The 23135-nt window shown below is 64.6% G+C and carries 19 protein-coding genes; 13 read left to right on the top strand and 6 right to left on the bottom strand.

What is annotated here, in order from left to right:
• The first annotated feature begins 7 nt into the window (after window positions 1-7).
• The 3 genes from ROS217_RS01565 to ROS217_RS01555 are packed head-to-tail and all read left to right on the top strand — an operon-like array spanning window position 8 to window position 3275.
• Window positions 8-616 carry a paraquat-inducible protein A gene (locus ROS217_RS01565; RefSeq protein ID WP_050766401.1) on the top strand — a complete coding sequence of 203 codons (609 nt, stop codon included), beginning with the start codon at window positions 8-10 and terminating at the stop codon, window positions 614-616.
• A complete protein-coding gene (locus ROS217_RS01560) occupies window positions 613-2706 on the top strand; it encodes an MlaD family protein (RefSeq protein WP_009815884.1) in 2094 nt (697 codons plus the stop codon). The genes ROS217_RS01565 and ROS217_RS01560 overlap by 4 nt, the downstream gene beginning before the upstream one ends.
• 5 nt (window positions 2707-2711) lie before the next feature.
• Window positions 2712-3275, top strand: coding sequence for a PqiC family protein (locus ROS217_RS01555; protein ID WP_009815883.1), 564 nt, complete (start codon window positions 2712-2714; stop codon window positions 3273-3275).
• 245 nt (window positions 3276-3520) lie between these two features.
• Here ROS217_RS01555 and katG read toward each other — a convergent pair whose 3' ends face one another.
• The 4 genes from katG to ROS217_RS01535 form a co-directional block, all read right to left on the bottom strand.
• A complete protein-coding gene (gene katG, locus ROS217_RS01550) occupies window positions 3521-5686 on the bottom strand; it encodes a catalase/peroxidase HPI (protein WP_009815882.1) in 2166 nt (721 codons plus the stop codon).
• Window positions 5687-5844: 158 nt separating this feature from the next.
• On the bottom strand, window positions 5845-6264 hold the full coding sequence (locus ROS217_RS01545) for a PaaI family thioesterase (protein ID WP_009815881.1): 420 nt from the start codon (window positions 6262-6264) through the stop codon (window positions 5845-5847).
• Window positions 6261-7283 carry a phosphotransferase family protein gene (locus tag ROS217_RS01540; RefSeq protein ID WP_009815880.1) on the bottom strand — a complete coding sequence of 341 codons (1023 nt, stop codon included), beginning with the start codon at window positions 7281-7283 and terminating at the stop codon, window positions 6261-6263. Before ROS217_RS01540 ends, ROS217_RS01545 begins: the two co-directional genes overlap by 4 nt.
• The gene (locus ROS217_RS01535; RefSeq protein WP_009815879.1) at window positions 7280-8923 is read right to left on the bottom strand and encodes a long-chain-fatty-acid--CoA ligase; all 1644 of its coding nucleotides are present in this window, start codon (window positions 8921-8923) and stop codon (window positions 7280-7282) included. The genes ROS217_RS01540 and ROS217_RS01535 overlap by 4 nt, the downstream gene beginning before the upstream one ends.
• Window positions 8924-9035: 112 nt before the next feature.
• Here ROS217_RS01535 and ROS217_RS01530 point away from each other — a divergent pair, with 112 nt between their 5' ends.
• Genes ROS217_RS01530 through ROS217_RS01515 form a run of 4 tightly spaced genes read left to right on the top strand, consistent with a single transcriptional unit; the run spans window position 9036 to window position 12965 of the window.
• Window positions 9036-10025 carry a metal ABC transporter solute-binding protein, Zn/Mn family gene (locus ROS217_RS01530; protein ID WP_009815878.1) on the top strand — a complete coding sequence of 330 codons (990 nt, stop codon included), beginning with the start codon at window positions 9036-9038 and terminating at the stop codon, window positions 10023-10025.
• A complete protein-coding gene (locus ROS217_RS01525) occupies window positions 10022-10813 on the top strand; it encodes a metal ABC transporter ATP-binding protein (RefSeq protein WP_009815877.1) in 792 nt (263 codons plus the stop codon). The genes ROS217_RS01530 and ROS217_RS01525 overlap by 4 nt, the downstream gene beginning before the upstream one ends.
• Before the next feature lie 2 nt (window positions 10814-10815).
• Window positions 10816-12015 (top strand): metal ABC transporter permease, encoded by a 1200-nt coding sequence (locus ROS217_RS01520; protein WP_009815876.1) that lies wholly within the window; start codon window positions 10816-10818, stop codon window positions 12013-12015.
• The gene (locus ROS217_RS01515) at window positions 12015-12965 is read left to right on the top strand and encodes a metal ABC transporter permease (RefSeq protein ID WP_009815875.1); all 951 of its coding nucleotides are present in this window, start codon (window positions 12015-12017) and stop codon (window positions 12963-12965) included. Before ROS217_RS01520 ends, ROS217_RS01515 begins: the two co-directional genes overlap by 1 nt.
• Here the strand turns inward: ROS217_RS01515 and ROS217_RS01510 are convergent.
• A complete protein-coding gene (locus tag ROS217_RS01510; protein ID WP_009815874.1) occupies window positions 12919-13668 on the bottom strand; it encodes a WecB/TagA/CpsF family glycosyltransferase in 750 nt (249 codons plus the stop codon). The two genes, ROS217_RS01515 and ROS217_RS01510, sit on opposite strands and share 47 nt — an antisense overlap.
• A gap of 209 nt (window positions 13669-13877) precedes the next feature.
• Between ROS217_RS01510 and ROS217_RS01505 the strand changes: the two genes are divergently transcribed.
• The 6 genes from ROS217_RS01505 to ROS217_RS23950 all read left to right on the top strand — a co-directional run bounded on the left by ROS217_RS01505 (window position 13878) and on the right by ROS217_RS23950 (window position 21535).
• Window positions 13878-15032: a Gfo/Idh/MocA family protein gene (locus ROS217_RS01505; protein WP_009815873.1), complete on the top strand. Its 1155-nt coding sequence runs from the start codon at window positions 13878-13880 to the stop codon at window positions 15030-15032.
• Window positions 15023-15922 carry an NAD-dependent epimerase/dehydratase family protein gene (locus tag ROS217_RS01500; RefSeq protein ID WP_009815872.1) on the top strand — a complete coding sequence of 300 codons (900 nt, stop codon included), beginning with the start codon at window positions 15023-15025 and terminating at the stop codon, window positions 15920-15922. Before ROS217_RS01505 ends, ROS217_RS01500 begins: the two co-directional genes overlap by 10 nt.
• Window positions 15919-17160 carry a glycosyltransferase family 4 protein gene (locus ROS217_RS01495; RefSeq protein ID WP_009815871.1) on the top strand — a complete coding sequence of 414 codons (1242 nt, stop codon included), beginning with the start codon at window positions 15919-15921 and terminating at the stop codon, window positions 17158-17160. The genes ROS217_RS01500 and ROS217_RS01495 overlap by 4 nt, the downstream gene beginning before the upstream one ends.
• The gene (locus tag ROS217_RS01490; RefSeq protein ID WP_009815870.1) at window positions 17157-18116 is read left to right on the top strand and encodes a glycosyltransferase; all 960 of its coding nucleotides are present in this window, start codon (window positions 17157-17159) and stop codon (window positions 18114-18116) included. The genes ROS217_RS01495 and ROS217_RS01490 overlap by 4 nt, the downstream gene beginning before the upstream one ends.
• A gap of 9 nt (window positions 18117-18125) precedes the next feature.
• Complete coding sequence (locus tag ROS217_RS01485; RefSeq protein WP_009815869.1) at window positions 18126-20234, top strand: NAD-dependent epimerase/dehydratase family protein; 2109 nt, start codon at window positions 18126-18128, stop codon at window positions 20232-20234.
• Window positions 20235-20401: 167 nt separating this feature from the next.
• Complete coding sequence (locus ROS217_RS23950) at window positions 20402-21535, top strand: CpsD/CapB family tyrosine-protein kinase (RefSeq protein WP_009815868.1); 1134 nt, start codon at window positions 20402-20404, stop codon at window positions 21533-21535.
• A 217-nt stretch (window positions 21536-21752) separates the two neighbouring features.
• On the opposite strand, the gene ROS217_RS01470 is transcribed toward ROS217_RS23950, so the two are convergent.
• A complete protein-coding gene (locus tag ROS217_RS01470) occupies window positions 21753-23051 on the bottom strand; it encodes a GumC family protein (RefSeq protein WP_009815867.1) in 1299 nt (432 codons plus the stop codon).
• Between the last annotated feature and the right edge of the window lie 84 nt (window positions 23052-23135).

The raw sequence follows: 23135 nt of genomic DNA, 5'->3' as shown, positions 1-23135 counted from the left end.
GCGCGATATGGGGCTTGTGGGGTGTACCCGCTGCATGCGGGTGAGCCACTCTGGCACGCAGATCTGCCCGCGCTGCGGGAGTGCGCTGCAGTCCCGTGATCCGTTCTCGCTGCAAAAGGTTTGGGCGTGGTGGCTTCTTGGGCTGGGGTGTTACATCCCGGCAAATATCTATCCGATGCTGGAAACGCGCACCTTGGTCAGCACGCAGAGCGATACAATTGTGGGCGGTGCGGTAACGCTGGCGCAGCATGGCAACTGGGGCGTGGCGCTGATCATTCTGGTAGCCAGCGTGGTGATCCCCGTGGCCAAGTTCTTCGCATTGGCGGGACTTGGCATCGGGGTCTGGCGCGGCTCGCGCCTGTCCGAGAGACAGCGGCATCTGCTCTACGAGGTGGTAGAATACATCGGGCGTTGGTCCATGATCGACGTGTTTGTGGTGGCGATCCTGTCCTCCTTGGTGCAATTGCAGGCGCTGGCGACCATAACACCGGGGCGTGCCAGCCTGTTTTTCGCTCTTTCCGTGATTTTCACGATGCTCTCGGCGCAGAGTTTTGATAGCCGCTTGATCTGGGACAGTGCCCGCAGACCTGATCGCAAAGAGGACACCCACCCGTGACGCATGACGATATGACCCCGCCTGAGGCCATTGTGAAACCTGCAGGCCGCCGCCTGTTGGAGCGGGTCTCGGTGATATGGCTGGTGCCCTTGGCGGCGCTTGTCATTGTGCTGGGTGTGGCGTGGCAGACCTATGCAGATCGTGGTCCGCTCATTGAAATCGGGTTTGACAATGCCTCCGGCGTGCGGCCCGGCACCACCGAATTGCGCTACCGTGATGTGTCCGTCGGCTTGGTAGAGGATGTCAGCTTTGCCCCCGGATTGGGCCGGGTTCTGGTCAAAGTGCGGGTGGATCAAGAGGTTGCACCCTATATCGACAATGATGCCCAATTCTGGGTCGTGCGTCCGCAGGTCAGTGCGCGCGGCGTGACCGGATTGGGCACGGTGCTATCGGGCGTTTATATCGAAGGGCTCTGGGATGAGACGCCCGGCGAGGTGTCGGAGCGGTTCGACGGTCTGTCGGATGCGCCGCTGGAACGGGTGGGCCAGAGCGGTTTACGCCTGATGTTGCGCGCGCAAGGCAAGGCGTCTTTGGTCGAGGGAGCACCGATTGTCTATCGCGGAATCGAGGTCGGGAGGGTCGGCAGGCCGACCATCACCGCGGACGGTTCGTCAGCACAGGCCGAGGCGTTGGTTTTTGCCCCGCATGACAGCCTGATCAACAGTGCGACGCGGTTTTGGGACACGTCCGGGTTTTCCTTTTCGTTGGGGCCAAGCGGCGCGCAGCTCGATTTCTCTTCGGTGGCGGCGCTTGTGTCGGGGGGCGTCACGTTCGAGACCATGATCTCCGGTGGGACACCGGCGCAATCGGGTGACGTTTATACAGTTTTTCCTGAAGAATCAGCGGCGCGCGCCAATCTCTTTGTCGGCGATGACAGCGAAGTCCTCTCGCTTTCGGCGGTCTTTGAGGAGAATATCGCTGGCCTTAGCGTTGATGCACCGGTTGAATTCAATGGCTTACGCATTGGGCAGGTGAGTGCGCTCAACGGTTTTGTCGATAATGAACGCTTCGGTGATGGACGGGTTCGGCTCTTGGTCACGCTGGCGATCCGGCCCGGGCGGCTGGGGTTGGAAGGCGGGGCGGGGCGCGATGCGGCGCTTGCGTTCCTGCGTGAGAGTGTGGCCTCGGGGCTTCGGGCACGCTTGGCATCTGCCTCACTTCTGACCGGAGGGCTCAAGGTCGAATTGGTCGAAATTGCAAATGCGCGACCTGACGAGATCGAAGAATTCGGTGAGGATGGCCTATTCATTCCCACCACCGAGAGTGACATTGCAGATGTGTCGGCCACCGCCACGGGGGTATTCGAGCGGATCAACGCCCTGCCTGTAGAAGAGGTGATGTCCGAGGCTATCGCCTTGATGCAAAACGCAAATGCGCTAATTTCCAGCTCCGATATCCGCGCCGTTCCGGGCAATGTCAACGCGCTGTTGGATGAGACGCGGGGCGTCGTCGGCGCGCCAGAGGTGCAAGGCTTGCCTGGGCGGCTGGACGCGGTCTTGACGGAAATGGAGACACTGGTTGCTCAGATCGCGCAAGAGGCCTTGGCCGCCAAGTTGAGCGCGGCGCTCAGCGATGCCTCTGCGGCCTCTCAGGGGGTCAGTGATGCGGTGAGTGGTGTGCCGGACCTTGTGGCGCGGATGGATGCTGTGGCGCGCAAGGCTGAAACGGTTGAAATTGACGCCATGGCAGCAGAACTGACCGCGCTCATTCGGTCGGCTGAGGCGTTGTTGGCCGGGGATGGTGCGCAGGCTTTGCCCGAGACGTTGAACGCAACACTTGAAGAATTACGTAATGTTTTGGCACAGTTACGAGAAGGCGGGGTGGTCGAGAACGCAACCGCCGCCCTTGGGTCGGCTCGCGATGCGGCGGATACTTTTGCCGAAGCCGGGCGGGATCTGCCGGGGTTGATTGCCGAGGCGGAAGCGGTCTTGGCGCAGGCGCGGGGGACTTTGGCGGGCTATGCGGCGGAAAACGGGGTGGGCCGGGATGCGCGGGCAGCGCTGCGCGAGGTTGAACGGGCTGCCCGAGCCGTGTCATCCTTGGCCCGAACGATTGAACGCAATCCGAACTCTTTGCTGTTAGGACGTTGATTATCATGAAAAAAATATCCGCTTTCGTCGTTTTGACCGCCCTCATCGGCTGCACCTCTGTCCCCGAGCAACGGCTGACTGTGCCGCGTGCGGCGATTGAGACCAAGCAGCGGATTGCCTTTGGTTCGGTCGCGCTGCGCGAGGTGTCATTGCCGGGATATGCGGCGGGGGAACAGATCTATCTCTCTGATTCCATGGGAATTTTAAGAACGCAGCCGGGTTTGTTATGGGCGGATGATCCGGGTCGGGCAATCACGCTGGAGCTAAGCCGGCATCTTGCGCAGATGACGGGGGCGCAGGTGGCGGCTGAACCTTGGCCATTTGGTGGAGTCCCAGAGGCGCAGGTCGAGGTGCGGATTGAAGAGATGCTGGCACAGGATGTGGGTGTTTTCCGGTTGGCAGGCCAATATTTTGTGTCATCTGAGAGCGGACGTGCGCGAGCGCGGCTGTTTGATCTGAGCGTTCCAGTGGCCACGGGAGAGGATGCAAGCGTCGCGGCGATTGCCGCCGCACGCGGTCAGGCGGTGCGGGATCTCGCAGTCGAGATTGCGCGCAACGGGTTGCCGTAGGGTACATCCGGTACATTTTGGGCCCCGGTTATGTACACAAGTCCAGGGCGGTGCGGATGCCTATGGGGTGAGAGCGGTGCTTGCCCCTGATCAGGGGCCATCGCGCTTGGGTCACAGGTCCGGTCAAGACAGGGTATCCCTCACGGGTTGGCAAATTCTCTGCAACTGTCTCTAAGATTCTCCAGACATCAAAAAGGCGCGGCGATGTCTCGCCGCGCCTCTCGCGTTTTGGTCGTCAGGTCCGGTCAGACCAGATCGAAGCGGTCTGCGTTCATCACCTTGGTCCATGCGGCGACGAAATCGCGCACGAATTTTTCGGGGGCGTCGTCCTGTGCATAGATCTCGGCATAGGCGCGCAGGATCGAATTCGACCCGAACACCAGATCGACGCGGGTGGCCGTGTGTTTCACCGCGCCCGATTTGCGATCCACGATGTTATAGGTGCCATCGCCATTCGGGTCCCACTTGAAGCCCATGTCGGTGAGCGTGGTGAAGAAGTCGGTCGTCAGTGCGCCCACCTTGTCGGTAAAGACGCCGTGCGTCGTGCCGCCGTGGTTGGTGCCCAGCACCCGCATACCACCGATAAGGCAGGTCATTTCATGCGCGCTGAGGCCCATGAGCTGTGCCCGGTCGAGCAGCATTTCCTCGGGGGTGACGATGTAATCCTTCTTGAGCCAGTTGCGGAAGCCATCGGCCAGCGGTTCCAGCACCTCGAAGGAGTCCCCGTCGGTCATATCCTCGGTGGCGTCGCCGCGACCGGGGGCAAAGGGCACCTCGATGGCGAAACCTGCGGCTTTGGCCGCCTGTTCGATCCCGAGATTACCGGCCAGAACGATGACATCCGCTACGCTGGCCCCGGTTTCTGCTGCGATCGGTTCGAGCGCTGCCAGAACCCGCGCCAGACGGGCAGGCTCGTTGCCCTCCCAATCCTTTTGCGGGGCAAGGCGAATGCGCGCGCCATTGGCCCCGCCGCGCAGGTCAGAGCCGCGGAAGGTGCGGGCGCTGTCCCAAGCGGTGGCGACCATGTCCGACAGGCTCAGACCGCTTGCGGTAATCTTGGCCTTGACGGCGGCGACATCGTAGCCGGTCGACCCCGCCGGGATCGGGTCTTGCCAGATCAGATCCTCTTGGGGCACGTCCGGGCCGATGTAGCGGGCCTTGGGGCCAAGATCGCGATGCGTCAGTTTGAACCATGCGCGGGCAAAGCAATCCTCGAAATAGGCTTGATCCGCCATGAACTTTTCGCAGATGGCGCGATAGGTCGGGTCCATCTTCATCGCCATGTCGGCATCGGTCATCATCGGCATGACACGCTTGGAGGTGTCGGTTGCGTCAACCGGCATATCCTCTTCCTTGATGCCGATGGGCTGCCACTGTTGCGCGCCTGCCGGGGATCTGGTGAGTTCCCAGTCATAGCCGAACAGCAGTTTGAAATAGCCCATGTCCCACTTGGTCGGATTGGTTGTCCAAGCGCCCTCGATGCCAGAGGTGACGGCATTGGTGGCCTTGCCGCCGAGGTTGGGGTTGACCCAGCCAAAGCCTTGCGTTTCGAGATCGGCGGCTTCGGGTGCATCGCCCAGCGTTTCGGCATCGCCATTGCCATGCGCCTTGCCGACGGTATGACCGCCGCAGGTCAGAGCCGCGGTTTCCTCGTCATTCATGGCCATGCGGGCAAAGGTCTCGCGGACCTGTCCTGCGGTCTTGAGCGGATCAGGCTGACCGTTCACGCCTTCGGGATTCACATAGATCAGGCCCATCTGCACGGCGGCGAGGGGGTTTTCCATCGTGGCCGGGTTCTCGACGCTCTCATAACGGCTGTCACTGGGGGCCAGCCATTCCTTTTCCGCGCCCCAATAGGTGTCTTTCTCGGGGTGCCAGATATCTTCGCGGCCAAAGGAGAAGCCAAAGGTTTTGAGGCCCATGGATTCATAGGCCATGTTGCCTGCGAGCAGGATCAGGTCGGCCCAGCTCAGCTTATTGCCGTATTTCTTTTTGACCGGCCAGAGGATGCGGCGCGCCTTGTCGAGGTTGCCGTTGTCGGGCCAGCTGTTGAGCGGGGCAAAGCGGATGTTGCCATGGCCACCGCCGCCGCGCCCATCGGCCAGACGGTACGAGCCCGCAGAATGCCATGCGAGGCGGATCATCAACCCGCCGTAATGGCCCCAATCAGCGGGCCACCAGTCCTGGCTGTCGGTCATCAGCGCCTTGACGTCGGCCTTGACGGCCTCGAAGTCGAGGGTCTTGACCTCTTCGGCATAGTTGAAATCCGCCCCGAGCGGATTGGTTTTCTGGTCGTGCTGGTGCAGGATATCGAGGTTTAGGGCCTTGGGCCACCAATCCATGACGCTGGTGCCTGTTTCTGTCATGCTGCCATGCATGACCGGGCATTTGCCAATGTTGTTGCCGTCCATTTTCGTCTCCTACTTGAATGTTGTCTTCGGTGAGGTCGCCCAGAGTCGTCGCGATGGGTGCGTCTGATTCCTTGGGCCTGCGCGGTATCCTTGATGGGTGTACCAGATGCGTTCAATAATTAATAATTGGTTTTACTAACCGTATTCATAGTCTGGGGTTATGGGTTTCGATCCCGCCGATAGCGAAATACGCCGGTGCCCGTGGCGATGAGCGCGCCGGTTTCATCCCGCACGGTGCCTTCGGCAAAATAGGTGGATTTGCCGCCGCCCGTGCGCCGTGCCTCGGCGATCAGCCGTGGTCCGGTGGCCTGCCCCAGATAATTGACCGTCAGCGACAGGGTGAGCGCCATCTGCTGCCGCTCCGGGTCGCCGGTGTAGCACCCAGCAAAACCCATGGCGGTATCGAGCATGGTGGCGTGGATGCCGCCATGCGGCAGACCCTGACGGTTCATCAGAAACGGCTCCAGCGGCAATTCCAGCCGTGCAAAGTCTTTGGACCAGGCGCACAGGCGATAGCCGAGATGGGTTTGCAGTGCCGAGGGCGGTTCGAGGAGGTTTGGGTCGATGTCCTGGGTCATGTCTTGTCCTTGGTCGCAGAGAGGCCCGCGCGGGCGAAGTCGGGCACATACTCCCCGAGGCGCAGGCCGCGTGCGGGGTCAGAGGCGTTGCCATCCAGCGCACGTTTCTTGACGCCTTGCAGAATGGCCGCCATACGGAAATAGCTGAAGGCGAGGTAGAAATGGAACCCCTCGATCGGGGCAATGCCGCGCCGTTCGCAATAGCGGGCGATGAAATCCGCGTCTGACCAAAGGCCAAGCGCGGCGCGGTCCACACCCGCAAGGCCGCGCCCCTCTGCGGTGGCGGGCATCGACCATTGCATGATCACGGCGGCAAGGTCGGCGTAGGGGTGGCCGAGGGTGGAAAGCTCCCAGTCGAGCACGGCGACGCAGGCGGTGCCATGGGGCGCAAAGAGCAGATTGTCGAGGCGGTAGTCACCATGCACCAGCGTGCGTTGCCCATCCTCCGGGGGGATATGCGCATCGAGCCATGTCATGAGGGCGGTCATGTCGGGCAGGTCATCGGTGGCGGTGGCGGTATATTGCGCGCACCAGCGGTCCACCTGACGACGGTAGTAATTACCGGAAGGGCCATAGTCCGTGAGGCCGGTTTGCGCGAGGTCAATGTCATGGATGGCGGCCAGAACGCGGTTCATCTCGTCGAGGATGGCGTGACGTTCGGGCGGGGTGAGGCCGGGCATCGCGGGGGCGTCAAAGCTGCGGCCTTGCACCTCGTCCATGATGTAGAAGGGCGTGCCGATGACCTGCGCGTCTTCGCACAGCAGGTGCATGCGGGCGACGGGGACGGATGTGTCTTGCAGCGCGCGCTGCACGCGGAATTCCCGCTCGACCGCATGAGCGGATTTCAAGAGCACGCCGGGCGGTTTGCGGCGCAGGACGTAGCTGCGCGTGGGGGTCATCAGACGGTAGGTGGGGTTGGATTGCCCGCCGCTGAATTTCTGCGCCGTGAGCGGCCCAGCAAAGCCCGGAAGATGCGCGGCAAGCCATGCCGCGACGGCGTCTGTATCGAGGGCGCTCATGCGCCGTGCCCGCGGTGGTCGGGGTGGATGTAATCGGCGAACTGGTCGCGCAGCGTGAGTTTCGAGACCTTGCCGGTGGCGGTCAGCGGCAGCGCCTCGACCCAGAGCAGATCGTCGGGCAATTGCCATTTGGCGAAATGGGTTTCCATATGGGCGCAGATCTCTGACAGTGCGGGGCGGTCCGGCCCTGTGGCCACCGCGACCAAGATAGGGCGTTCGCCCCATTTCGGATGCGGCACTGCGATCACCGCGCAGGCAGCGATGCCGGGATGCGAGAGGGCCGCGTTTTCCAGATCAATCGAGCTGATCCATTCGCCACCCGATTTCACCAGATCCTTGGAGCGGTCGCGGATCGTGAGCCGCCCTTCGGGGCTGACCGACGCGACATCGCCGGTGCCGAACCAGCCCTCGCTATCCATCGCGGCGCGGGTGGCCTCGGGGTTCTCGAAATAGCCGCTGATGACGGTATTGCCGCGAATGAATAGCTCGCCCGCCGCCTGACCGTCATGCGGCAGGCGCTGGCCCGCGTCATCGACGATCTTGTACTCGACGCCAAAGAGGCGACGCCCGGCACAGCATTTGGCGGCGATGCGGTCCGCCATCGGCGCCACTTGCAGCGCCGGGGACAGGACGCCATAAGCGCCGATCGGGCTGGTTTCGGTCATGCCCCAAGCCTGCGAGACCACGACGCCGCGCGTCTCATAGGCTTCGATCATCACGCGCGGCATGGCAGAGCCACCGACCACCAGATCGGCAAATCCGGCGGGGATGCGCCCCTGTGCCTTGATTTCCGCCAGCAGCCCCGCCCAGACGGTAGGCACCCCCCATGCGGAATAGACACCCTCAGCGTCCATCAGGCGAAAGAGGCTGGCCCCATCGAGATGCGGTCCCGGCATCACCAGCGTCATGCCGGTGAGCGGTGCCACATAGGGCAGCCCCCAGGCATTGACGTGAAAGAGCGGCACCACAGGCAGCACGCGGCCCCCTGCGCGAAAGCTCGAGGTCTGGCAGAGCGGCACTTGCAGCGCATGCAAGAGCGTGGAGCGGTGGGTGTAAAGAGCGCCCTTGGGGTTGCCGGTGGTGCCGGAGGTGTAGCAAAGACCGGCGGCGGTCTCCTCAGCGAAGGTGGGCCAGTCAAAATCGGGCGACTGCGCGGCCAGCAAATCCTCGTAGCAGAGCGCCTCAAAGGCGCAGTCTGGCATATGCGCGCGGTCGGTCAGGATCACAAAACGCAGGTCCGGCGGCAGAGCGGGCATGAGCGCCTCGATCAGCGGCACGAAGGTCAGATCGAGACACAAGAGCCGGTCGCCGGCATGCGCGATGATATAAAGCAATTGCTCATGCGAGAGGCGCGGGTTGAGGGTATGGCACACCGCGCCGATGCCCGAAATCCCGTAATAAAGCTCGAAATGCCGGTGGCCGTTCCACGCCAGTGTGCCGATCCGGTCGCCCGGGTCCAACCCAAGTGCCGTGAGCGCCTGCGCCAGCTGTGCCGCCCGCGCCAGCGTTTGCGGATAGCTCTGGCGGTGCAGATCGCCCTCGACCCGCGCGGACACGATGCCGTCGGCGGCATGCGCCTCGGCGGCGTGCAACAGGATGTCGATGATCCTGAGCGGCCGATGCATCATCTGGCCCTGCATGGTGGTTCCCTTCCTCGTCCCTCGCGGACGGACGGTGGCATGAAAGCGGAGGGGGATCAATCGGGGCGGAGGGGGTCTTGACTTGTTGCGAATAATTCTCATATTCATTCTCATGTCACATCATATCACAACCTTTCCGCCTCTGACCCGCCGCCGCGCGCTTGGCCTAGCGCTTGGCGCGGCCGTTCTTGCCTCGCGCCCTGCAGTCGCCCAAACCGCCCCGCTCGAGGTGGTCGCCACCACCGGCATGATCGCCGACGCCGCGCGGGTCGTGGGTGGCGACCGCGTTGCGGTGCGCGCCCTGATGGGGCCGGGGATTGATCCGCATTCCTACCGTCAGACCCGCAGCGATATTGCCGCTCTTGCCCGCGCCGATCTGGTGCTCTGGCACGGCCTTTATCTTGAGGCGCAGATGGAGGAGTTTTTGCTGAAGCTTGCCGCGCGCTCGCCCGTTGTGCCGGTGGGCGAGGCGGTGCCCGACGCCGCGCGCATCGCGCATGAGGATTACGAGGGCCGCTATGATCCGCATGTCTGGATGGTGCCGGACCTGTGGGCCTCTGTTGTGGACCGCATCGCCGAGACGCTGAGCGCCGAACGGCCCGAGGATGCGGAGCTCTTTGCCAGCAATGCCGCGCGCTACAAAGAAGATCTGGCGCGGCTGGGCCGCTATGCCACGGGCGTTCTGGCCTCGGTGGCTGTGCCTGCGCGCGTGCTGGTCACGGCGCATGATGCCTTTGGCTATTTTGGCCGGGCCTATGGATATCAGGTGGAGGGCATTCAGGGGCTGTCCACGGAATCCGAGGCTGGTCTGGCGCGCATCCGTGATCTGGTCGATCTGTTGGTCAGTCGCCAGATCAGGGCGGTGTTTGTCGAGAGCACCGTGTCGGATCGCAATATCCGTGCCCTGATCGAAGGGGCGGCGGCGCAGGGCCATGAGGTGATCATCGGCGGCGAGCTTTTCTCGGATGCGATGGGCGCACCCGGCACCTATGAGGGCAGCTATCTGGGCATGATCGACCATAATGTGACCACCATCGCCGGTGCGCTGGGCGGCACCGCCCCGGCGCGCGGCATGGATGACCGTCTGGCGGTGGGGGGATGAGCATGGCACTGGAACTGGTTGGCAGGGCCACCGCGCCAGACACTGACAGCCCGCTGTCGATCCGGGGGCTGACGGTCTCTTATGGTGAAAAGCCGGCGGTGTTTTCCGTTGATGTCAGTTTTCGCCCCGGTCAGATGACCGCCATCGTTGGCCCCAATGGCGCGGGCAAATCGACGTTGCTCAAGGCTGCACTCGGGATCATCCGGCCCCTGTCGGGGCAGATCACAAGCTATGGCCGCCCGCTGCACGAGGGGCGCGCGCGGATTGCCTATGTGCCGCAGCGCGCCAGCGTGGATTGGGATTTCCCGGCCCGCGTGCTCGATGTGGTGATGATGGGTCTCACCCGTGAACTGGGTCTCTTGGGCCGGGTGCGGGCCAGCCACCGCGCCCGCGCCACGGCCTGTCTTGACCGGGTCGGGATGGCAGGCTTTGCCCATCGCCAGATCGGGCAGCTCTCGGGCGGGCAGCAACAGCGGGTGTTTCTGGCGCGGGCCTTGGCGCAGGAGGCGGATCTCTATCTGCTGGATGAGCCCTTTGCTGGCGTCGATGCCGCCACGGAAAAGGCGATTATTGCGGTGCTGCACGGGTTGCGCGCCGAGGGCAAGACCGTGATCGCCGTGCATCACGATCTGGCCACGGTGGCCGAATATTTCGACCGCGTGTTTCTCATCAACACCACCGCCATTGCCGAAGGTCCGGTGGCCGAGGTGTTCACTCCTTCGCATTTGCAAACCGCCTATGGCGGGCGGCTGGCGCTGGCGCAGATGGGTGGGGCGGCGGCGGGCTGAGCATGCTTTGGGACGCGCTCACGCTGCAACTGGGCTATAACGCCACGCTGGTCACGCTGGGGGCTATGATGCTCGGCGTGGGGGCGGGGGCCACGGGCACCTATCTCTATCTGGGCAAGCGCGCGCTGGTGTCGGATGCGATCAGCCATGCCACGCTGCCCGGCGTCGTGCTGGGGTTCATGGTGATGGTGGCGCTGGGGGGTGAGGGCCGGTTTCTGCCGGGGCTGATGCTGGGGGCGGCGCTGTCGGCGGGTCTGGGTCTCTTGGCGGTGACAGGGCTGACGACGCGCACGCGGCTGCATGAGGATGCCGCGATTGGCGCGGTGCTGTCGGTGTTCTTTGGCTTTGGCGTTGTCCTGCTGACGGTGGTGCAGGTGATGGATGCCGGGCGGCAGGCGGGGCTTGAGACGTTTTTGCTGGGCGCTACGGCAGGCATGTTGCGCGACGAGGCGCTGACGATTGCGGCGGGCGGCGCCGTGGTTCTGGCGCTGGTGCGGCTCTTGCATCGGCCGATGATCCTTGTGGCCTTTGATCCCGAATATGCGGTGGGGCAGGGGATGCGGCTTGCGCGGGTCGATCTGGCGATGATGGGGCTGGCGCTGGCCATCACCGTGACCGGGCTCAAGGTGGTGGGCCTCGTCCTTATCGTGGCCCTCTTGATCATCCCGCCGGTCGCGGCGCGGTTCTGGTCCGAGCGCGCGGGGCATGTGGTGATGATCGCGGGGGCGATTGGCGGGGTTGCGGGCTATCTGGGGGCTGCGGTGTCGGCCACGGCACCGGACCTGCCCACGGGGCCGCTCATTGTGCTGGCAGCCTTTGCGCTCTTTGTGCTGTCGCTCTTGATGGCGCCGGGGCGCGGCGTGCTGGCGGCGGCGCTGCGGCATCTGCGGTTTCAGCGCCGGGTGCATCTGCGCCAAGGTCTCTTGGCGCTGGCGGCGGGGCAGCCGGTCTACGAGCCGTTGACCCTGCGTCTGATGCGCCGGGCCGGGCTGGCGCGGGCCGATGGCGTCGCGACCGACACAGGGCGCGCCATGGCGGCGCGGGCGCGGCTGGATGAGCGGCGCTGGCAAATCCTGCGCTCGGACCCGGCGTTCGAGGCGGCGGCGGCGCGGTACGATGGGCTGACACCGTTGGACGAGGTATTGACGGGCGATCAGATTGCCGCACTGGACCGGGGGCTTGGGCCAGAGGGGGCGGTGTGATGGGGCAGGATTTCGTCATGCTGTCGCTCACGCCGCTGCTGATTGGCATTGCGGCGGCGGTGGCCTGTGCGTTGCCGGGGAATTTCCTGCTGCTGCGGCGTCAGGCGCTGATCGGCGATGCGATCAGCCATGTGGTTTTGCCGGGGATCGTGGCCGGGTTCCTTGTGACCGGCATGGTCGCCACCGGGCCGATGATGCTGGGGGCGGCGGCGGCGGCGCTGGTGGCTGTGATCCTGATCGAGGTGATCCGCCGTCTGGGCCGGATCGAACCGGGGGCGGCGATGGGCGTGGTCTTTACCGCCATGTTCGCCGCGGGCGTGCTGCTTCTGGAACAAAGCGCCGCCTCTGGCGTGCATCTCGACGTGCAACACGCGCTTTATGGCAATCTCGAAAGCCTGATCTGGCTGGATGGCTATGGCTGGGGCGCGCTGACCGATCCGAACGCGCTGGCGGGCTTGCCGCCCGAACTGGGGCGGATGGTCGCCGTCCTGCTCTGCACCGTGCTTTTTATCGCGGTGCTGTGGCGCCCCTTGGTGATTGCGACCTTTGACGAGGGATTTGCCCGCGCCATGGGCATCCCAACGGCCATTTTGGGGCTGGCCCTGGTAGCGGTGGCGGCGCTGTCGGCGGTGGCGGCCTTTGACGCGGTGGGGTCGATCATCGTGATCGCGATGTTCATCTGCCCCCCCGCGAGCGCCCGTCTGATGACGGACCGATTGGGACGTCAGGTGGCGTGGAGCGTGGTCTTTGCCACGCTGTCGGCGGTGTTGGGCTATGTGCTGGCGGGCTACGGCCCGCTCTGGCTGGGCTATGACAATGCGGTCAGTGCGGCGGGCATGATCGCCACGGTCTCTGGTGTAATCCTTGGGGGAGCCGCGCTTTTTGGTCCGCGGCGGCAGAGCGTCAGCCGCGCAGACGCCACGTCTCTCGCATCAACTCTGGCAGAATAGCCGCGCAGCGTGCATAGCGGGGCAGCATCCGGCGTGGGCTGGCGAACGCGCGCCACAGCCATTCGAAGGCCAGACGTCGCAGCCAGAGCGGCGCGCGCGGTTGCACCCCGGCGATGAAATCAAGCCCGGCACCGATGCTGGCAAAGCCCATATGCGGCAGGGCGGCATTGGCGCGGGCGGCGAAAATCTCTTGCTTGGGCGCGCCAAGCGCCACGAGGCATAACCCCGCACCCGAGGCGCGCAGCGCGGCAATCACCTCGGCCCCTTGAGGGCCCGTTGGATCAAAGGCCATCGGTGGCGCGATGCGCGCGGCGATCACCAGCCCCGGCACACGGGCGCAAAGCCCCTCTCCGGCGGCGTGCAAGGCCGTCTCAGTGCTGCCGACAAGGGCCACGGTTGCCCCGGCATCGGCCGCAAGCTGCGCCATCGGCACCACCAGATCGGCCCCTGGCACCAGCCCGACGGGACGCCCGGCAAGGTACGACAGCCATACCACCGGGTTGCCATCGGCAACGATCAGATCATGCTGCGCATAGGCCGCCAGAAAGGCGGGATCGCGGCGCAGTTTCACCAGATGGTCAAGGTTGAGCGTCGCCAGCGCAAAGCCGCTCTTGTCGCGCAACCGATTGCTCAGGACCATTAGCAGGCGCGAGGCATCGCGGGGCGCGATCCGTATCACCTGATCCTGAATGTTAAATTCCACCCGATTCCCCTACGAAAGTCGCGGCCTTTGGTGCTATATCTACCCTAGTGCGTGGTGACACTAGGGCGAAAATGTGCAGCTTTTGCGGCGACGCGGTGGGCGACTGTGCCCGCGTTGCATCAGGGGCGTGCAAAGGCTTGAAACTGTAGGGAAATGGTCGGATTGTTGCCATGATCCTGTGATTATCCGAGGCGCAAGATACAGGGGTAATGATGCAGGCAGAGGGCAGAGGGAGCAGCAGCCGAGAGACACGGCTGGGGCGCGTGGCGCTGGTGGGCTGCGGATTCGTGGCCGATCTCTACATGCGGTCGCTCGCGGCCCATCCCGAGATTGCCGTGATCGCCGCCCATGACCATGATCCCGCGCGGCTGGCCAAATTTGCGGCGCATTGGGGCGTTGCGACCGACGCGACCCTCGCGGCGCTCTTGGCGCGGCTCAGCCCCGGCGATGTGGTGCTGAACCTCACGAACCCTGCGGCGCATTATGCCGTGAGCCGCGCCTGTCTTGAGGCAGGCCATCACGTCTGGTGCGAAAAGCCGCTGACGCTTGACGTCGCGCAGGCCCGCGCGCTGCATGATCTGGCAGCGGCGCAGGGGCTCATGCTGGCCTCTGCGCCGTCGTCGGTGCTGGGCGAGGCGGCACAGGTGCTGATTGGCGCGGTGCGGCGCGGTGTGGCGGGCACGCCCCGGCTGATCTATGCCGAGATGGATGACGGTTTTATCCCGCAGGCCCCCTATGCCAAATGGCAGAGCGAGAGTGGGGCAGCGTGGCCCCATGCCGATGAATTCGCGGTTGGCTGCACGCTGGAGCATGCGGGCTATGTCCTGAGTTGGCTGATCGCCATGTTCGGCAGCGTGACGCGGGTCGTGTCGGCCTCTGCCGAGGTCATCCCCGATAAACCGGGTGCGGCGGGGGCACCCGATGTTTCGGTTACTGTGCTTACCTTCGAGAATGGCCCGGTGGCGCGGCTCACATGCTCGATTGTGGCCTCTCATGATCACCGCCTGCGGGTCTTTGGTGACGAGGGCGTGTTGCAGGTGCGCGAGGTATGGGACAATGCGGCGGCCGTGCGGTTCTTCCGGCGGTTCACCCTGCGGCGCAGGCTGATCGAGCATCCCATCGGGCAGCGCATCCGCGCGCGTGGGCCCTCGCATCCCAAGGTGGGGCGGTGGGGGGCGGCGTCGATGAATTTCGCCCTTGGTCCTGCCGAGATGCTGGCGGCTTTGGCCGAGGGGCGCGCCTGTCGGTTGACAAATGCCATGGCGCTGCATCTGACCGAGGTGACACTGGCGCTTCAGGGTCCAAGCGGCGTGGCGGAGATCGAGAGCCGCTGCGCCCCGATGGAGGTGGCAGCATGGGTCTGAGCCTAGTTGTCACCGGTGCAGGCGGGTTTCTGGGCCGGGCAGTGGTCGCAGAGGCCCGCGCGCGGGGTCATGCGGTGCGGGGCGTGACGCGCGCCGAGGTGGATCTGGCGGCGGGCGGGGTGGGCGACATGCTCGACGGGATTGACTGCGTGATCCATCTGGCCGGGGCGCTCTCGGGGGACTGGGCCGTGCAGGACCGCGACACGCTCACCGCCACGCGCCACCTCATTGCGGCGATGCAGGCGCAGCCTTTGCCGCCGCGTCTGGTACTGGCGAGTTCGATTGTCGTCTACAGCGCCGATGCGCTGGGCGTTGTCACCGAGGCAACGCCGCTGGAAGACCGGCCGCAGCGGCGGGACGCCTATGCCCGCGCCAAGCTGGCGCAAGAGGCGATGTTGCGCGAGAGTGGCCTGCGCCACACCATTTTGCGCCCCGGTGCGATCCTTGGGCCGGGGCGGGTGATGAATGCCCATCTGGGGCCGGGGATCGGGGGCACGCTGATCCTGATGGAGCGGGGCGGCGAGGTGCCGGTGGTGTCGCTGGCCGATTGCGCCCGCGCCTTTGTTCTGGCGGCAGAGGCACCGGGCGAGGGGCGTGCGCTCAATATTCTGGGCGCGGACCTGCCGACGCGGGCGCGGTATGTGGACGCCCTGCGGCGCACAGGATGGCCGCGCCATGTGGTGCCGTTCAACTGGCGACTGCTGGCACCCTTGGCAGGGTTGCTCTCGCCCTTGGGCGCGCGCGTGCCGGGTCTCTTGCGCCCCGCTGTGCTGCGCGCGCGGATGCGGCCGCTCCGCTATGATATCGCAGCGGCGGAATTGGCGCTGGGCTGGCAGCCGCAAGACGATTTCGAGACGGCGTTTGCGCGCGCGGCGGAGGGCGCGGCATGACCCTGCGCATCGCCTATCTGACCGGCGAATATCCCCGCGCCACCGATACGTTTATTCAGCGCGAAGTGGCGGCGCTGCGGGCGCGGGGCCTCACGGTCGAGACCTGCTCGATCCGCCGCACCGGGGCGGAGCATCACACCGGACCCGAGCAGCGGGCCGAGGCGGCGGGGACGTTTCATGTGCTCGAATCCGCGCTCTCATTCCGCCGTTTGATTGCGGCGCATCTGGCGGCGTGGCGCAGGCCGGGGGCGTGGCTGCGCGCCCTCCGTCTGGCATGGCGCACCAGCCCCGGCGGGATCAAGGCGACGCTTTACCAGGTCATCTATCTCGCCGAAGCCGCCGTTCTGGCGGAGCATTTGCGCGCCGGTGGGCTGACGCATCTGCACAATCACATCGCAAAATCGAGCTGCACCGTGGCGATGCTCATGTCGGAAATGTCGGGCATTCCCTATAGTTTCACGCTGCACGGGCCGGATATTTTCTATGAGCCCTATCGCTGGCGGCTGGATGAAAAGATCGCCCGCGCGCGTTTCGTTGCCTGTATCAGCCACTTCGCCCGCTCGCAGGCAATGGCGTTTTCCGCGCCGGAGCATTGGAACAAGCTGCATATCGTGCATTGTGGCGTCGATCCGGCGCGTTATGACACGCAGACCCCAAAGGCGCGTGCGCATTTGGTTTTTGTTGGCCGTCTGGCGGGGGTCAAAGGCGTGCCGGTGCTCTTGCAGGCGCTGCAAGGACTGATAGCCGAACACCCCGATCTGCGCCTAACGCTGGTGGGCGACGGACCAGAGCGCGCGGCGCTTGAGACTTTGGCGCAGGGTTTGGGCGACCATGTGGAGTTCGTCGGCTATCAGTCACAAGACGCGGTGGCGGCGCTTTTGTCAGAGGCGACGCTGCATGTCCTGCCCAGCTTTGCCGAGGGCGTGCCGGTTGTGCTGATGGAGGCGATGGCGGCGCGGGTGCCGGTGGTGACAACCCGCATCGCCGGCGTGCCGGAATTGGTCGAGGACGGGGTGAGCGGCCTCTTGGTGCCGCCCGGTGATGCCGATGCCCTGCGTGTGGCGCTTGGTCGGTTGCTCACTGATGCCGACCTCTGTCGCGTCATGGGCGAGGCGGGGCGCGTCCGGGTGCGGACCGAATTTGCTTCGGACACCGAGGCGGCATGGCTGGCCGCTCTTTTTCAGGGTTACGCAGAGGGGGTGCCCCCCAAACACCTCAGACCGGAAGGGCAAGAATGAAAATCGCCGTTGTTCTGATCGGACGCAATGAGGGCGCGCGGCTTGTGGCGAGCCTCGCCTCGCTCAGCGGGCAGGGGCTGCGGGTGGTTTATGTCGATAGCGGTTCGAGCGATGGCAGCGTGGCCGCAGCGCGGGCGGCAGGGGCCGAGGTGGTGGAGTTGGACACAACCACGCCCTTTACCGCCGCGCGGGCGCGCAACGCTGGCTTTGCCGCGCTGGCCCCGGACCTGCCCGACGCGGTGCAATTCATCGACGGCGATTGCATCGTGGTGCCGGGTTGGATCGACCGGGCTGCGGCGGCGCTGATGGCGGAGGACCGCATCGGCCTTGTCACCGGGTGGCGGTCGGAAATCCACCCCGAGGCCTCGGTCTTCAACGCGCTCTGCGATCACGAATGGCACCGGCCTGCGGGTGAGATCACAGCCTGCGGTGGCGATATGCTGGTGCGGGTCGCGGCCTATCAGGACGTCGGCGGCTTTGACGGCACGATCATCGCCTCTGAGGATGAGGAAGTCTGTCAACGTCTGCGCAAGGCGGGCTGGCGGTTGGTCCGTTTGGCCGAACCGATGACCCGGCACGATGCCGCGATGCGGACCTTTGGCCAATGGTGGCGGCGCGCGGTGCGCTCTGGCCATGGCTTTGCGCAGGTGGGGGAAATGCACCCAGGCTATTTCGCGCGGGAACGCGCGCGGGTCTGGGCCTATGGGCTGGCTCTGCCGCTTTTGGCTGTGGCCGGGCTTTTCTGGCTTCCGTTGCTGGCCGGCGTTTTGTCGGCTTATGCGTTGTCCTATGCGAAAACGGTGCAGGGGTTGCGCAGCACCGGGATGGGCACGCGGAGCGCGCTGCATCAGGGGCTCTTTCTCAGCCTGTCCAAATTTCCAAATCTGATCGGCATGGTGACCTACAAGCTGCGCAAGTGGCGTGGCGATGCGATGCAGATCATCGAGTACAAGTGAGTGAATTGAATGTCGGATAAAGTGATCAACGTGGGCCTGATTGGTGCGGGCTATATCGCAGGCTGGCATGCCGAGGCGTTAAAGCTGGTGCCGGGGGCGCGGCTGGCGGCGGTCTGTGATCTGTCGGCCTCTGCCGCCGAAGGCTTGGCGGGCGCGCATGGGGCGCGGGCGTTTTCCTCGGTCGAGGATCTGATTGCGAGCGGTGCGGTCGAGGCGGTGCATATCCTGACGCCACCCGACAGTCACGCGGCGCTGGCGCGCAAATGTCTGGCGGCGGGGCTGCATGTTTTGATCGAAAAGCCGGTGGCCCTCTCTGGCGACGAGACCGCCGGGATTGCCAGTGTTGCACGGGCGGCGGGGCGGTATTTTGCCGCCGGTCACAATTTTCTTGGGCTGCCCAGTTATCTGCGCCTCAAGGATCAGATCGCACGCGGCGAATTGGGCCGTATTTCCAGCGCCGAGATCACCTGGGCCTTGCCGCTGGCCCCTTTGCGCTCTGGCCCCTATGGCCTCTGGCTCTTGCGCGAACCGCGCAACCTCTTGCTGGAACTCGGGCCGCATCTCTTTGCCTTTGCCCATGATCTCTTTGGGCCGGTCACCGTGACCGGGGTTTACCTGAGCAAGCCCGTGGCCCTGCCGGGGGCGGGGACGCGACCGCAAAGCTGGCGGATCACGGCAGAGGCGGGGGGGGTTGATCTTGCCTTCAACCTGCAACTGGTCGAAACGGTCGATGACCGATCGCTGATCCTGCGCGGTTCCTCGGGTCTGGCGCGGTTGGATTATGCAGCCGATGTGCTGACCGTGGCCCATGAGAACACCGCTGATCTGGTGCTCAATCCGTTCCTGCGCCAGATGGGCGCGGCCTGGGGGCATCTGTGCGACGGCGCGGGAAATGCCGCGCGGCAGGTCGGATCGCTCAACCGGAAATCGCCCTATGCGCTTGGCTTTGTCGGCTCGTTTGAGGCGTTCTATACCGCCATCCGCACGGGCGAGCCGCTCGATGCGCGCTTTGACGGCGTGGCGGCGGAAGCGGTGATGCGTGCGATTGATGCGGCGATTGCGCTGATGCCTGATCAGGGCCGCGAGACATGGGCAGCGCCCAAGGCGCGGCGCAAGCCAAAGCCCACGGCGTTGGTGATTGGCGGCACCGGGTTTTTGGGACGCGACCTCACGCGCGCGCTGGTGGCGCGGGGGCAGGATGTGCGGGTGCTGTCGCGCGGGGCGCATGGCCCGTTTGACGACCTGCCCGAGAGCGTCGAGACCTGCGCGGTCAGCCTGCGCGATGAGGCCGGGCTGAGCCGCGCGATGGAGGGGGTCGAGGTGGTTTACAACCTTGCCCGCGCGCTCGGCACCTCTTGGGAGGAGTGTTTGGAGAATGACGTCGCCGTGTCGGACCGGATTGCGCGGGCGGCCCTGGCGGCGGGTGTGGGCCGATTCGTCTATACCGGCACGATTGCCTCTTATGACATGTCCAATCCGCAGACGGTGATCACCGAATCGACGCCCTTCGCGCCGGATATGCGCGACCGCAATCTCTATGCCCGCTCCAAGGCGGAATGTGAGCGCAGACTTTGGGAGATGGCGCGCGAACATGGCCTGCCGCTGACCATTGCGCGGCCGGGAATCGTGGTTGGTCATGGCGGACCGTTGCAACATTGGGGCATCGGGCGCTGGCATGGCGCGGGGGCGGTGCGGCTCTGGGGATCAGGGGACAACCCGCTGCCTTTTGTGCTGATCGGGGATGTGTCGGACGCGCTCATCCGGATGGGCGAGAGCAGGGCAGCACCAGGGCAATCCTTTAACCTTGTCGGCGATGTGCCGCTCTCGGCGCGCAGTTATTTCAACGCGATCCATATGCGGTTGGGCGCGCGGATTCGTGTGAGTTCCGGCAATCTGACGGCGATGTGGGCGGCGGATGCGGTCAAATCGACGCTCAAGACCTATGCCCTGCGCCGCCCCGGCGTGATCCGCGCGTCGCGGCGAGACTGGCAATCGCGGGCGCATTTCGCACCGTTCGACAATGCCAAACCCAAGGCGCTGCTGGGCTGGCAGCCAGTGTCGAACCATGAGGAATTCTTGCAAGAGGCGGTGGATCGGGCTGGGCTGATCGGCTTTTGAGAGATGAATCGTCGGCACACAATCCTTGAGTTTTGGTCGCATTGTTGCCGGATTTTCCGGCCATACCTGAGGCAACAGGCAGGAGACCGAGCAATGGCAGGACAGGCCACCCCCGGCAGACCCACAGGCACGCGCCGCGGCGCGGGGCCGTGGCATGGGGTGCGATCATGAAACTCAAGCGCCATGAAGAGTATATGCGCCGCCGCGCCGCCCGTCGGGCCGAGATGGAGGCCGAAGCCGAAGAGGACGCGGCGGTCTTGCACCCCAACCTTGACTGGCCGGACGACGAGGACTCGGTGCTTGCCACAGTCCCCGAGTTGCTAAATCTTCCTGAGCCTGAGCCTGAGCCTGAGCCTGAGCCTGAGCCTGAGCCTGAGCCTGAGCCTGAGCCTGAGCCTGAGCCTGAGCCTGAGCCTGAGCCTGAGCCTGAGCCTGAGCCTGAGCCTGAGCCTGAGCCTGAGCCTGAGCCTGAGCCTGAGCCTGAGCCTGAGCCTGAGCCTGAGCCTGAGCCTGAGCCTGAGCCTGAGCCGGTGGTCGCCTCAGATGTCGCGCCAGAACCCACACCTGCGCCTCCGCCGCTGCTGTGGCCTGCGCTGCGCCGGGTGGTGCTCGACCCCAAGCATCTGGCCATGCACCGACTCATTTCTGCCACGCGCGAGGACCCCGCGCATGTTGCCTTTGACGTGCTGCGCACCAAGCTCCTAGCGGCGCTGCGAGCGAATGGCTGGCACCGGGTGGCGATTACCTCGCCCTCTCCCGATTGCGGCAAATCCTTTGTCGCGGCCAATCTCGCGATCAGCCTGTCGCGGCAATCGAGTGTGCGCACCGTGTTGATGGACATGGACCTGCGCCGCCCCTCTTTGGCCCATACCCTGGGCCAGCCAGATCCCGGACGCATGGCCGGGTTCCTGAGCGGTGATCTTCCGCTTGAACGGTTTTTGGCCTGTCCCGAGGACAATCCGCTCCATATCGGTCAGACCCTCGCCATGGGGCTCAACGACAGGGCAGAGCCCTATGCCGCCGAAATCCTGCATGCGCCAGAGACCGGCGAGGTGTTACAGGACATGTATCGTCGGCTAGCCCCGGATGTGGTGATCTTTGACATGCCGCCCGCGCTTTATTACGACGATGTGCTGGGGTTCCGTCCGCAATTCGACGGGGTGTTGATCGTGGTGGGCGGCGGGCGCACCACCGCGCGGCATCTCCGTGACCTCAAGGCGCGGTTCGGCACGGACACGCCGCTCTTGGGCGTGGTGATGAACCGGGCCGAGGGCGAGAGCATCGCCAAATACGGCTACTGACCGGGTGAGAGGCGCCGGGGCTCCGGCTGAGGCCGTCAAGGTCTCGGTCCGAGAGGGTGCGCGGCGCGCGTGCCGCGACTTGGTCCGCGCGGGTGGCGCCTTGCGTGGCAGTTACAGGCCAGATCCCAGCAAGTGACTCGGACGCCAGCCTGAAGCGGTTTGGTTTTTCGGCGCAATTTCGAACCGAGAAAGCCTATCCCCTTTCTCTGAAATTGCTTTAGTTGCCGCTCAGCATCCGCAGCGGCATCAGCCGCTCCTGCGCAAACCGTACTAGAATGGGAACGATGAGCAGGATCATCACCACAGTTCCGGCGATCTTGAGCGCGCGACGCCGCCGCTCGTGACGCAGGCGCACGATCGGGATGGTCACAACAGGCGTGATCTCCAGCTCTTGTTCGAGCTGCGCCGCGCTGCGGATCGCCGGGTTCATGATTTCGAGCAGAACCGCAAATCCGATCCCGGCAACAAGGCTGGCGACAGCGCCCGCAATCACCAGTTTCTTGCGACTGGCCGAGACCGGAAACTCGGGGGGAATCGCGGTTTCCAGAATCTCGAACCGTTCTTGTTGCTGGCGCGATTCCAGCACGCTTGCCATTTCCGCCTCGACCCGGCTGGTGGTGATCGTGCTCAACTGGTCCTGCAACTGGGTCAGATTGCGGGTGAGCGCGCCCAATTCCCGCTCGACGCGGGGGGCCGCCGCCAAGGCCGCCTCATTCTCGGCGATGCGCCCGGCCACCAGCGCGCGCTGTTCCGTCAACTGACCGATCTGTCGGGCAAAGACTTCTTGGCGTTGGCGCGAGGCCTCGGTTTCCAGCGTGATGATCTGCTGATCAAGCGCAAGCAGCGTTTCATTCAAGGTGCGCAATTCCTCGCGGACCGGCGTGATGCTGGTGGGCAGGGATTCGGCATTGGCGCGTTTGAAATCGGCGATGACGCCTTCGACTTCCGCGATGCGCGCACTGACCCGCGTCTCTTCGGCACTGAAGAAATCAAAGGTTTCGCGGACCAGCGCCATCCGCCGCTCGCGGTTTTCGGCAATCACGGTCTCGACGAAATCATTGGCCACCTCGGCGGCCTTGACCGGATCGTTGAGATTCACCGTCACACTCAGACCCGAGGGGGTCGTTGCCGGACCCATGCCGGGAACACCAACGGTGATCGGTGTGATGCGAGCGGAAATCCGCAGCTGATGCACCTTTTCAGCCATTGGCATGTCGCGGGCATTGGCAAAGAGGCCGTGCCGCTCGATCACCTTGACCAGATTGTCCCGCGCCATCAATCGCTGTTCGATCAGTTGCAGCCGTTGATTGGCATCGGTGGCAATCGTTTGTCCGGCCAGATCGCTGCCGACCTGCGGCGTCTCGATCTGAATGACGGCGGTGGCCTGAAATACCTTGGGCTGATTGAGCGCCACGATGATCGACAGAATTGCGCCGACCACAGCCACCAGCACGATCAGCCAGAGCTTGCGGTGCAAGAGCCGTATCAGATCGGGAAAGGACTGGATCGCGCTCATGGCTTGCCTATCAGTATCGTTTCAACGCTGTTGAACGCAAAAAACCGTTCGGGTTACTCGATGCTGACGGAGGGCCCCGCAACT

This window comes from Roseovarius sp. 217 (genome assembly GCF_000152845.1).
In the GTDB taxonomy this organism is placed as follows: domain Bacteria; phylum Pseudomonadota; class Alphaproteobacteria; order Rhodobacterales; family Rhodobacteraceae; genus Roseovarius.
Note: the sequence above shows the minus strand (reverse complement) of the source record. Positions and strands in the feature narration are given on the sequence as shown.

Excerpts from the sequence above, each read along its gene's own strand:
- ROS217_RS23950 (WP_009815868.1), top strand. The coding sequence starts at position 20,402 with ATGAAACTCAAGCGCCATGAAGAGTATATGCGCCGCCGCGCCGCCCGT.
- ROS217_RS01565 (WP_050766401.1), top strand. The coding sequence starts at position 8 with ATGGGGCTTGTGGGGTGTACCCGCTGCATGCGGGTGAGCCACTCTGGC.
- ROS217_RS01500 (WP_009815872.1), top strand. The coding sequence starts at position 15,023 with ATGGGTCTGAGCCTAGTTGTCACCGGTGCAGGCGGGTTTCTGGGCCGG.
- ROS217_RS01505 (WP_009815873.1), top strand. The coding sequence starts at position 13,878 with ATGATGCAGGCAGAGGGCAGAGGGAGCAGCAGCCGAGAGACACGGCTG.
- ROS217_RS01540 (WP_009815880.1), bottom strand. The coding sequence starts at position 7,283 with ATGAGCGCCCTCGATACAGACGCCGTCGCGGCATGGCTTGCCGCGCAT.
- ROS217_RS01470 (WP_009815867.1), bottom strand. The coding sequence starts at position 23,051 with ATGAGCGCGATCCAGTCCTTTCCCGATCTGATACGGCTCTTGCACCGC.
- ROS217_RS01555 (WP_009815883.1), top strand. The coding sequence starts at position 2,712 with ATGAAAAAAATATCCGCTTTCGTCGTTTTGACCGCCCTCATCGGCTGC.
- ROS217_RS01485 (WP_009815869.1), top strand. The coding sequence starts at position 18,126 with ATGTCGGATAAAGTGATCAACGTGGGCCTGATTGGTGCGGGCTATATC.
- katG (WP_009815882.1), bottom strand. The coding sequence starts at position 5,686 with ATGGACGGCAACAACATTGGCAAATGCCCGGTCATGCATGGCAGCATG.
- ROS217_RS01535 (WP_009815879.1), bottom strand. The coding sequence starts at position 8,923 with ATGCAGGGCCAGATGATGCATCGGCCGCTCAGGATCATCGACATCCTG.
- ROS217_RS01495 (WP_009815871.1), top strand. The coding sequence starts at position 15,919 with ATGACCCTGCGCATCGCCTATCTGACCGGCGAATATCCCCGCGCCACC.
- ROS217_RS01525 (WP_009815877.1), top strand. The coding sequence starts at position 10,022 with ATGAGCATGGCACTGGAACTGGTTGGCAGGGCCACCGCGCCAGACACT.
- ROS217_RS01515 (WP_009815875.1), top strand. The coding sequence starts at position 12,015 with ATGGGGCAGGATTTCGTCATGCTGTCGCTCACGCCGCTGCTGATTGGC.
- ROS217_RS01530 (WP_009815878.1), top strand. The coding sequence starts at position 9,036 with ATGTCACATCATATCACAACCTTTCCGCCTCTGACCCGCCGCCGCGCG.
- ROS217_RS01490 (WP_009815870.1), top strand. The coding sequence starts at position 17,157 with ATGAAAATCGCCGTTGTTCTGATCGGACGCAATGAGGGCGCGCGGCTT.
- ROS217_RS01545 (WP_009815881.1), bottom strand. The coding sequence starts at position 6,264 with ATGACCCAGGACATCGACCCAAACCTCCTCGAACCGCCCTCGGCACTG.
- ROS217_RS01520 (WP_009815876.1), top strand. The coding sequence starts at position 10,816 with ATGCTTTGGGACGCGCTCACGCTGCAACTGGGCTATAACGCCACGCTG.